This is a genomic window from Niveibacterium sp. 24ML, assembly GCF_026586805.1.
In the GTDB taxonomy this organism is placed as follows: domain Bacteria; phylum Pseudomonadota; class Gammaproteobacteria; order Burkholderiales; family Rhodocyclaceae; genus Niveibacterium.
On the sequence record NZ_JAPFHA010000018.1, the window covers coordinates 95,886 to 106,391 of the forward strand.

Annotated in this window: 5 protein-coding genes; 3 read left to right on the top strand and 2 right to left on the bottom strand. The window is 62.5% G+C overall.

Features of this window, described 5'->3' with window-relative positions; all coding sequences use genetic code 11:
• The first annotated feature begins 40 nt into the window (after window positions 1–40).
• Window positions 41–913, top strand: a complete 873-nt coding sequence (gene nudC / locus OPU71_RS15295; RefSeq protein ID WP_267728878.1) for an NAD(+) diphosphatase — start codon at window positions 41–43, stop codon at window positions 911–913.
• Between the two features lie 84 nt (window positions 914–997).
• Complete coding sequence (locus OPU71_RS15300) at window positions 998–1,750, top strand: hypothetical protein (protein ID WP_267728879.1); 753 nt, start codon at window positions 998–1,000, stop codon at window positions 1,748–1,750.
• Between the two features lie 249 nt (window positions 1,751–1,999).
• Here the strand turns inward: OPU71_RS15300 and OPU71_RS15305 are convergent, their stop codons facing one another.
• Together OPU71_RS15305 and OPU71_RS15310 are read right to left on the bottom strand one after the other, a co-directional pair.
• The gene (locus tag OPU71_RS15305; protein WP_267728880.1) at window positions 2,000–2,938 is read right to left on the bottom strand and encodes a response regulator transcription factor; all 939 of its coding nucleotides are present in this window, start codon (window positions 2,936–2,938) and stop codon (window positions 2,000–2,002) included.
• Window positions 2,925–6,311, bottom strand: a complete 3,387-nt coding sequence (locus OPU71_RS15310; RefSeq protein WP_267728881.1) for an ATP-binding protein — start codon at window positions 6,309–6,311, stop codon at window positions 2,925–2,927. The genes OPU71_RS15305 and OPU71_RS15310 overlap by 14 nt, the downstream gene beginning before the upstream one ends.
• 504 nt (window positions 6,312–6,815) lie before the next feature.
• On the opposite strand from OPU71_RS15310, the gene OPU71_RS15315 reads away from it, so the two are divergent.
• Window positions 6,816–8,801: an alpha/beta hydrolase family protein gene (locus tag OPU71_RS15315; RefSeq protein WP_267728882.1), complete on the top strand. Its 1,986-nt coding sequence runs from the start codon at window positions 6,816–6,818 to the stop codon at window positions 8,799–8,801.
• Window positions 8,802–10,506: the final 1,705 nt, after the last annotated feature.

Sequence of the window (10,506 nt, forward strand, 5' to 3'; positions counted from 1 at the left end):
CCGAGGTTTGCCGTAAGGCCGACCCCGTCACGCAAGCCCGATGCTGCTACCTGAAACTTTCCAAGTGGTGAGCTTTCCGTACGCCGGCCCTGCCGAGGCGGGGCTCTGGTTCATCTTTCATCACCAAGGGCTGGTCATTACCGGCGCAGAAGGGGCGGCTGAGCTGGTGACAGCCCCCGCGCTGCATAGCCTGGGGGTGGACGCTTCGCAGGTGCGCGGTGTCGGCCGTCTCGGTAAGGCGTGCTGTTGGGTTGCGCATACGCAGTGCGAAGAACTGCCGCCGGGCTTTTCGGCCGAACCCTTGCGCAGCCTGTTCAATCGCTTGCCTGAAGCCTTGCTCGCCATCGCAGGGCGCGCGCAGCAACTGCTCGACTTCGAACGCAGCCACCGATTCTGTGGCGCATGCGGCGCGGCAAACGAAGCTTTCGACGAATGCCGCGCCAAACGTTGCCCGGCCTGCGGGCAGATCGCCTACCCGCGGCTTGCACCGGCGATGATGGTGCTGGTCAAGCGTGACGGCCCTGCCGGGCGTGAATTGTTGCTGGCGCACGGTGCGCGCTTCCCCGGCGTGATCTACAGCGCGTTGGCCGGCTTCGTTGAGCCTTCCGAGTCGGTGGAGGACTGCGCGCATCGCGAGGTGTTCGAGGAAGTCGGTCTGCGCATCAAGAACCTGCGCTACTTCGGCAGCCAGTGCTGGCCCTTCCCAAATTCGCTGATGATCGCTTTTGTGGCTGACTGGGCGGGCGGCGAGATCGTCGCCGACCCGGCCGAGATCCTCGATGCCGCCTGGTTCCCGATCGATGCGCTGCCGCCGCTGCCGCACCAGATCACGATCGCGCGGCGCCTGATCAACGCGACGATCGCGGAGGTTGCGCCCGAGCATCCGGCGCTGACTGTCTATGGGGCGGGTTGATTGCGCACAAGCGCCGGCGCGGCATCTTTGTCATCATTCAGGCCTTCCCTCCCATCTCGTCCCGACCACGCGGACGCTGACAACATGCCTATTCTCGGAATCGGATTCCACCTGATCGTTGCCCTGTTCTTCGGTATCCACGCCATTCGGCGGGGACAGAACCTTTACTGGCTGATGATCCTGTTTGCCTTCCCCTTGCTCGGCAGCATTGCCTATTTCTTTGCGATCTACTTGCCCGAAGCGCGCCATAGTCGTGGTGCGCGGGCCGCAGGAAAGCTGGTAGTCAAAACGATTGACCCGGGGCGGGCGCTACGTATTGCCCGTGAGGCGTTTGAGCGCACCCCGACCGTCGATAACCGCTTGCAGTTTGCGCGGGCCCTGCTCGATGCCGGGGATGTCCGCGCTGCACGCGAGCACTATGAGCAGGCCGCGCAGGGGCCGTTTGCGGAAGACCTTGCTGTCGTTCAAGGCTTGGTTTGCGCGCAGTTGGCGACCGATGACGGCGTTGCCGCGTTGCGGGTGCTCGACGCCTTTTTTGCCGCGCAGCCAGAGCGTCGTGCCCATCCGGATCTGTCGCTCGCGTTTGCGCGCGCATGCGCCTTGGCAAGCCCTGATCGTGCCGCCGATGCGTTTGAGCGTGCGCTTCGGGTCGCAAACGGGCCCGAGACCAAGTGCCGCTATGCAGACTGGCTCGTGAGTCAAGGCGAGATCGGGCGCGCCAGCGCCTTGTACCGCGAGGTCGTTACGGATGCTGCGCATTGGCATTCCCATGCACGATCAATCAACCGCGACTGGTTGCGCCGAGCACAAAGCGCGCTTGCCCAAACCCAGGCGTGATCCTTCCTCGATCAGTCCTCGTCGGGCTTGAAACCCGCTTCGCGCCGCGCGTTTGAGCCTTCGCCCCGCCGGCGCGCTGCGCTTGCGCAGCAACGCTTTACCTGAAGATGGTGCGAAGTCGCGTCCGGTGGGCTCGCAGCCGCTGCGCCGGGCGCAACCCCTTGTTCACCGCAAAAGCGACGTCGGCCAGCAAAAGCACGGATCAATGATCGTGTGGAATCCGCGGCTACTGGCTGGCCGTTGTTGATCTCAGCCAACACCGTTGTCAGCGCGTAGGCGGATCCGTTTGAGCGCGAGGTTGGCCGCGGCGGTGCGTGTTTCCACGCCGAGTTTCTCGAACACATGTTCGAGGTGTTTGTTGACGGTGCGGGGGCTGCTGCCGAGGATGGCGCCGATGTCCGGGCTGGTCTTGCCCTGCGCCACCCAGTAGAGCACTTCGGCCTCGCGCGTGGTGAGGCGGAAGGCGGCGATCAGTGCTTCGATCGCGGAGGCGTCGTTCTCTTCGCGCAGCACCACCAGCCATTCGTCGTCGCCGGTCTGGTCGTGGAAGCTGGCGAGCAGGCGGCGTGATTCGGTGCTGACGAGTAGCGGGGCATACTCCCGCCCCTCGCGGCGTGCGGCCTCGGCGGCGGCGATCCATTCGAGCAGGCGCGGCGGCGTTTCGTTGCGTTCGGTGCCGAAGTAGGCGTGGAGCAGTTCGCGCCCGAGTGGCGTTTGCCATACCAGCTTGCCATCTGCCGCGCGGACGGCGACGGTTGCCTGGCCGAACGCGTCCAGTGCGCTGCGTGCCTGGCGCATCTGGCGCGCGTTCTGCAGGTGCGCGGCGATGCGGGCGAGCACTTCCTGCGGCCGGATCGGCTTGGTCACATAGTCGGCGCCGCCGGCGGAGAAGGCCGCCACGACATGTTCCGTTTCGGTCAGCCCGGTCATGAACACGATCGGGATCGCCTGGGTGGCGAAGTCCGCCTTCAGGCGCCGCGCGGTTTCGAAACCGTCGATGCCGGGCATCAGCGCGTCGAGCAGGATCACGTCCGGCAGGCTCTGGCGTGCGCGCATCAGCGCATCGTGGCCGTTGGTGGCGACCAGCACGGTGTAGCCGGCTTCGTCGAGCGCATCGTGGAGCAAGGCAAGGTTTTCGGGGACGTCGTCGACGATCAGCACGACGCCGGCGCGATCACTGATCGGCATGGTTCAGCCCGTGTTGTGCGCTGCGCGCTTTGCGAATGATTTCCTGCATGGGTTCGAACTGGAATTTTCGTGCCAGGTCGCGCATCACGCGAACGAATTCAAGGTAAGCCGCGTCATGGTTTTCGAGCGTGCTCAGGGTGTCGAGGATGCCACGCAGATAGCCTAGCGTGATCGCTGATTCCAGCGCTGCGAGGGCGGCTTCGTCAGGGTAGCGCATCGGCGTTGGGGGCGCGGGTTTGGGGGAGTCTGGCCGGGCCGGCGACTCGGTGCTGACCCACTCGAGCGCGAGCTTGTTGCCGATCCAGTCCAGCAGATGCTGCACCCGCAGCGGCTTGACGAGGAAGTCCTCGGCCGGCAAACCGACCTCGTTTTCGAGTCCGCGGTCGAAGGCGTTTGCCGAGAGCACGGCGAACCTGGCGTCGCAGCCTTGCTCGCGCAGGCGACGAAGGGTTTCCCAGCCGTCGATGCCGGGCATTGCCAGATCCATGAAGACGAGGTGGGGTTTGAACTCGCTTGCACGCTCGAGGCATTCGTAGCCGTTGGCCGCCTCGGCAAGCTCGAAACCGAGCGGCGCGAGGATGCTGCTGAGCAGTTCGCGGTCGACCCGTTCATTGTCCACGATCAGGATGCGGCGCCGCACGCCCACATAGCCCACGCGATGCGCATGCGCGCGCGCACGCACCGCCTGCAGGCCATGCACCTGCGGCACGAAGAGCCGAACCAGGAAGGTGCTGCCGTGGCCGAGTTTGCTGCTCACCGAAAGCTCGCCGCCCATCAGGTCGGTCAGCATGCGGGTGATGGTCAGGCCGAGCCCGGTGCCGCCGGCGCCCCCCTGGCTGGCCGCCCGGCCGCGCGCAAAAGGCTCGAAGATGCGTTCGACTTCGTCGGGCGCGATGCCGGGGCCGCTGTCGATGATTTCGCACAGCGCCATCTCGCGCTGGTAGCGCAGGCGGAAGCGCACCTCGCCGCGCTGCGTGAACTTCACCGCGTTGCCAAGCAGGTTGATGAGGATCTGGCGCAGCCGCTTTTCATCTGCCCGCACCACCGGAGGCAACTCGCCGATCTGCTCGAAGTGAAAGGCAAGGCCCTTGTTGTGGGCCTGCAGTTCGAACATCGCCACGATCTGCGAAATGAATGCGGGGAAGTCGAGCGCGCGGATGTCGAGCGTGAGCTTGCCGCCTTCAATCCGCGCCAGATCCAGCGTGCCCTCGATCAATGAGAGCAAGTGGTCGCCGCTGCGCCGGATCACCGATACCGCCTGCCGCCGATGCGGCGGTATCGCTTCGTCACCGTCAAGGATCTGTGCGTAGCCGAGGATGCTGTTGAGCGGCGTGCGCAGTTCGTGGCTGATCGCGGTGATGTGGCGGCTCTTGGCCAGGTTGGCCTGTTCCGCCACCTGCCGCGCCTTCTGCAACTGCTCGTCGGTGCGGCGGTGCGATGCAATTTCCTGCATCAGCGCCGCCGTCTGGCGGTTGGATTCTTCCTGCGCCACCTGCCGGCTCTTGTGCGTGAGCACCATCCACCAGGCCACCACACCGCTGACCAGCAGCAAGGCGGCAAACGCCTTGATGAAGCTCTGCTGCAGATGGGGCAGCAGGGCGGCATCCACGCTGCTGATCACCACCCATTCGTTGTAGTAGAGCAGCCCCATCAGCAAGGCGAGGAAAGGCACGATACCTGCCATCAGCAGCAGGTAGTGCCCCAGCCCGGTATCCACATACGGCAGCACGGCGCGTGGCAACAGGCTGCGCAGCAGGCCATTCCACTGCGATGAGAGTCGCGCGTGCGGCTTGCACAGATCGTTACAGCGCGCGTCGAGCGAACAGCACAGTGAACAGATCGGCCCCTGGTAGGCGGGGCAGTGGGCGGTGTCGTCCGACTCGTACTCGCGATCGCAGATGCAGCAGCGGTGTGCGCCGGCGCTGCGCGGTTCGGCCGCGCGCGCAAGGTAGTACTTGCCGCCGGTGGCCCACGCAATCAACGGCGAGCAGACCAGCGCCGTGGTGATGGCGATGAAGGATGCGAAGGGCTGCAGCGCCGGGCCCAGCAGCCCCACCCAGGCCGAGATGCTCACCGCCGAGGCGATCACCATGCTGCCTACGCCCACCGGGTTGATGTCGTACAGGTGGCTGCGCTTGAACTCGATGCCGCGCGGCGATAGCCCGAGCGGCTTGTTGATCACCAGATCCGCCACCACCGCCATCATCCAGCTGATTGCGATGTTCGAGTACAGCCCCAGTACCTGCCCCAGCGCCTGAAAGACATTCAGCTCCATCAGCATCAGCGCGATCAGCGTGTTGAACACCATCCACACCACCCGGCCGGGGTGGCTGTGGGTGAGCCGCGCGAAGAAGTTGGACCATGCCAGCGAACCGGCGTAGGCGTTGGTGACGTTGATCTTCAACTGCGAAATCACGACGAACAGCACGGTGGCCCACAGCGCCCAGCCCGGTGCGCTGAACACATGCGAGAAGCCGATCAGGTACATCTGGTTCGGGTCCACCGCCTTTTCGGCGGGCACCGCGTTGCGCAGCACCAGCCACGCCAGCAAGGCGCCCCCCAGCATCTTCGCCACGCCCAGCACGACCCAGCCGGGCCCGCCGATCACCACGCCCGCCAGCCAGCGCCAACGATTGGCGGCCGTGCGTTCGGGCATGAAGCGCAGGTAGTCCGCCTGCTCGCCCATCTGCGTAATCAGCGCGATGCCCACCGCCAGGGCAGTACCGAACAGCGGCACACTGAAGCTGCCACCTTGCCCATCAGCCCCGGGATAGTTCGCCAACCCCTTGAGCACAGTCGGCTCGTGCCACAGCACAAAGATGAAGGGCAGCGCCAGCAGGACCAGCCACACCGGTTGCGTGAGCGTCTGCAAGCGGCTGATTGTCGTGACGCCGTGCGTCACCAGCGGAATCACCACCAGCGCGCAGATCACATAACCCCATGCCGGCGGAATGCCGAAGGCCATCTCCAGCGCATAGGCCATGATCGCCGCCTCAAGCGCGAAGAAGATGAAGGTGAAGGAAGCGTAGATCAGCGAGGTGATCGTCGAGCCGATGTAGCCAAAACCTGCACCACGGGTGAGCAGATCCATGTCCAGCCCGTAGCGGGCGGCGTAGAAACTGATCGGCAAGCCGGCGAGGAAGATGATCAGTCCGGTCGCGATGATCGCAAACAGTGCATTGATGAAGCCCGCTTGCACCAACATGGTGGCGCCCACCGCCTCAAGCACCAAAAAGGACGCCACGCCAAAAGCCGTGTTCGCCACCCGCAACTCGCTCCAGCGGCGGAAGCTGCGCGGCGTGAAGCGCAGCGCATAGTCCTCCATGGTTTCGCGCGCGACCCAGCTGTTGTAATCGCGGCGGATCTTGATCACCCGCTGCACGGGAGCGGGGGCTTGGGCTTCTTGTTGGATTTCGGGTGGCATGGCTTGGGGGGACTAGCAAGCGGCGCGCCGGGCTTTGGCCTGTTTGGCGCTGGGCCTCTTGAAGCGCAACGCCTTGGCTCGCGATGTGCGCTGCCGGCTCGCGGCGGCCTTCCCGTTCAAGCCGGGGTGGGACGCCGGACAACGCACCGTAGTGATCTGGTGGCGGGAGGATTTGACTTTGGGTTTCGCCGCGCCCAACCCAACCCAACCCAACCTACGGCCCTTGCATGGTCATCCTCCGCTGTCGTGGCCTCTTTCGCGAGGTTTGAATATGTCAGCCGGGTTTCTCTATTCGTTTGGCCATGCTGCCGGCTTGTGATCCATTGCCGCGCGGAGCAATAGCCACATCAATAAGATCCAGTCTGAGCAGGAAGTTGAGCCACCCACGCCCCTTCAACCCTTGCCCGCCTATGCGCTGGATGCTGGCGATCGGCGGGCCATGAAAGAACTCCCATGAGGTTTCTGTATTTCACGCTGACGCTGTGCTTGTTTGCCATGAACTCGACGACTCACGGCGCTTCGATTGAAGTCTCACCCCCGAGCGTGCCGGACTTCTTTGGCGAATCGGAGTCCGCGGTACTCGGCGCTGAACTTTCGCCAAGCGGCAAGCATCTCGCGATTCAACGGATCAACGGTGACGGCCGAACAGCATTGCTTGTTCTTGATACCGCAACGCTCAAATCGGTGCACACAGTTGCCAGCTTCAATGACGCCGATGTCAGCGATATGGGATGGATCAACGACGACCGCTTGTACTACCGGACGTCGGTACGGGGCGGCGCATCATGGCGAGCAAATGGTGCGGTGTTCGCGGTAAATCGGGATGGTGAAAGCAGGAAGCAGTTGAGAACTGCGAGCGGTGGCTATGAGCAAGAGACTACTGGAACGACGATCAAGCGACGCATGTTGCCGTGGGATTACCAGATTGAGGGCTCGTTCCACGATGGTTCCGACGACGTGCTGGTGAGCCGCTTGATTGTTGATCGGGCTGTTTGGGAAATTACGGCAGAACGCTTGTTCAGGCTAAACACCAAGACGCTGGAACTGCGTGATCTGCTTGATGGAAAACAGCCAGAGCGGATCTCTCGCTGGACTTTAAATGCGCAAAACGAAGTGGTGGCGGGCGAGGCATGGGATAAGGGGCGTCATCGCATCCATATCAGAGAAGGCCAGGCTTGGCGCACGATTGGGGATTTCGATGCCTTCTCGGGTGAAGGCTTTCAGCCCAAATTCGTAATCGGCAAGGACCTTTATGTAACGGCCTCCAAAGGGGATTTAGGCGCAATTTACAAACTTGGTCGAGAGGCAGGAAAACCCGAAGGTGAAGCGATCATCGAAATCGAAGGGTACGACTTCAATGGATATCCCATATTTGATCGCCGCGCCAATCGATTGCTTGGCTTCCGCCATCTCAGCGACGCGTGGGGCACAACGTGGACCGACCCCAAGATGGTCAGTATTCAGAAGAGCGTGGACGAGTACCTGCCGACTACGATCAACCATCTCGCATGTGGTAACTGCAGCGAGTCGCCTGCCTATCTGATCAGCGCCGTATCTGACCGCCAGCCTGTGTCATTCTGGCTAGTGGGCGGGGCGAACGACAAACCGCGGTTCCTTGGGGCATCACGCCCGTCAATCAAACCGCAGCAGGTTGGGACCCGAGAACTCCATCGCTTTGTGGCGAGAGACGGACTATCGATCCCCGTGTACCTGACACTGCCTGCTGGTGAGAGCAAGGCACCGCGTCCTGCCGTTGTCCTTGTCCATGGCGGCCCGTGGGCGAGGGGTGCTACTTGGGAGTGGTCCGATGAGGCACAGTTCCTCGCATCGAGGGGCTATGTCGTCATTGAACCCGAGTTTCGCGGAAGCACCGGTTTTGGCTTTGCACACTTCAAAGCAGGCTGGAAGCAATGGGGACTTGCAATGCAGGATGACTTGGCTGATGCAGCCAAGTGGGCCATTGCCAGTGGCGTCGCGGATCCTAAACGCATGGCAATCGCAGGGGCTAGCTACGGAGGCTACGCCACATTGATGGGGTTGGCGAAGAACCCAGAATTGTTTCGCTGCGGTTTTGAATGGGTGGGGGTTTCAGACATTCGATACCTGTATCAGGATCGGCTGAGTGACATCTCGTCGGATGCTCGGAACTATGACCTAAAGGTTTTGATTGGGGATCCAGATCGCGATGCCGACATGTTGAAGAGTGTCTCTCCAGTGAATTTTGCGGCGCAGATCAAGCAACCGCTCCTCATGGCCTATGGGCGAGAGGATTCCAGAGTCGCGATAGAGCACGGCAACGCGATGTATGCAGCGATCCGCGAGCACAATCCACTTGCCGATCTCGTTGTCTACCAGGATGAAGGTCACGGTTGGGCAATGAGCAAAACACGGATCGACTTCTGGGCTAGGGTCGAAGCCTTCTTGAAGAAGAATCTGTAAGCATTTGATTTGGCGGCCATGATGGTCTGCCAGAGACCGACAGCGCGAAGCACGTCATCGCCTCGCCGGCAATGCGACGGCCGCGGCGGATCTTGATTACCCGCTGCACGGGGTCGGGGGCTTGGGTTTCTTGTTGGATTTCGGGTGGCATGGCTTGGGGGGACTAGCAAGCGGCGCGCTGGGCGCGTGCTGGTGCTTCGTGTCGCGAAGCTCAACGCTTTGGCTTGCGATCTGCGCTGCCGGTCTGCGGCGGCCTTCCCGCTCAAGCCGGGACCCGCCCCGGCGGGCGGGGTACTTTCTTTGTGCGAACAAAGAAAGTACCCAAAGAAAGTCGCCCCGCTTCAACGCCCCTTGCTGCGCAAGGGGTGCCCTGCGCTGCTCGAAGCATCGGGTGGCTGCGGAACTCGGCCCTGTGGGCCTCAAACAGTCCTCGCCACCGCCGCTACGCGTCGGAACCCGATGCTTCTGCGCTGCTCGGCGTTTCAGAGGGGATTGGAAAAGCGTCGACGTTTAACCGTTGTGCTCCTCATGCAGCGCGGATGCAGGCCTCCGGCCGGAATCCGGGAGCTGCGTTTGAGTTGGGCTCCGCTTCGCTGCATCGACGCCACGAATGCGCAACGCACGTTGAAACACCGACGGTTTTGACCTTGGGTCCCGTCGAGAGCGCCGAGCCGCGCAGCGGGGTCGGGGGATCGGCGCGCAGCGCCGACGGCGAGGACTGTCTGAGCGGCGGGCTTAGTCCGGCGCGAGTTCCGCAGCCGCCCGACTTCGCGAGCAGCGCAGGGAAGTCAGACACGCAGTGTCTGACCGCGAACGCCGGGCGGCACTCTTTGCTTACTTTCTGGTGCTGTTGCCAGAAAGTAAGACGCCCGCCGGGGCGGGACCCGGCTTGAGCGGGCAGGCCGTGGCAACGCGATACGGCTAATCGCAAGCCGAATCGCAGGGCTTCGCCGTGCTCAGCCCAGCCGACGGCACTTTAAAAACGCAATCGATGCTGCAATCACGAGCAGAGCAACAAGAGAGCCAAGTGCCCGATCGAGGGTCCGCCCAAGCATTTCGAATGTCCGAATACGCCCGACAATTTGGTCGTAGGACATATTCGGAACGACTACACCGTCAATGGCTAGCTGATAGACGCTCCCGCGAGGATCTTTCTGCGCGACAGCCGGATCGATCCACATGGTCCCTACGGGCGAGGTGGCAATGTCTATTGTTCTACCGAGACTTCGATCAACGAGTTCTTTCGAAACGAACGGCGCGGCGCGTTTGCCATCTCTTATTAATCGGTAGCACGAATTCACGGGATTTCGACCGCCGAAATAGCAGCGATCCACAACAACTCGCCCACTAATCACAGTCAGGTTGGCAAACGGTGCAGCCGTCCTGGCGGGTAGCCATCGAAGCACGCCGAACCAAAGCACGGCGGCTATCGCGATTGCAATTCCTCAAAGACGCGCAGCGGTGATCCAGCCTTTGCGTACTAGGGGCTGTTGACAATCACTTGACGTCGAAATGCCATCGGGATGCATTCGCAAATTTTCCGTTTACGTTCAATCGCTTACAAAGGGGCTGTTCACGCATGGCTGCTTGTGCTCATATCCTGACTTTTGAGTGGAGTCAGGATGGTACGCATGTGGCTGCGGGATGATCAATTTGAGCGGATCGCCGCACAGTTGCCGGGCAAGGCCAGCGATCCGGGACGTAC

What these genes read in the sequence shown, in the direction of transcription:
- nudC (WP_267728878.1), top strand. Translation starts at nt 41, where the DNA reads ATGCTGCTACCTGAAACTTTCCAAGTGGTGAGCTTTCCGTACGCCGGC.
- OPU71_RS15300 (WP_267728879.1), top strand. Translation starts at nt 998, where the DNA reads ATGCCTATTCTCGGAATCGGATTCCACCTGATCGTTGCCCTGTTCTTC.
- OPU71_RS15305 (WP_267728880.1), bottom strand. Translation starts at nt 2,938, where the DNA reads ATGCCGATCAGTGATCGCGCCGGCGTCGTGCTGATCGTCGACGACGTC.
- OPU71_RS15315 (WP_267728882.1), top strand. Translation starts at nt 6,816, where the DNA reads ATGAGGTTTCTGTATTTCACGCTGACGCTGTGCTTGTTTGCCATGAAC.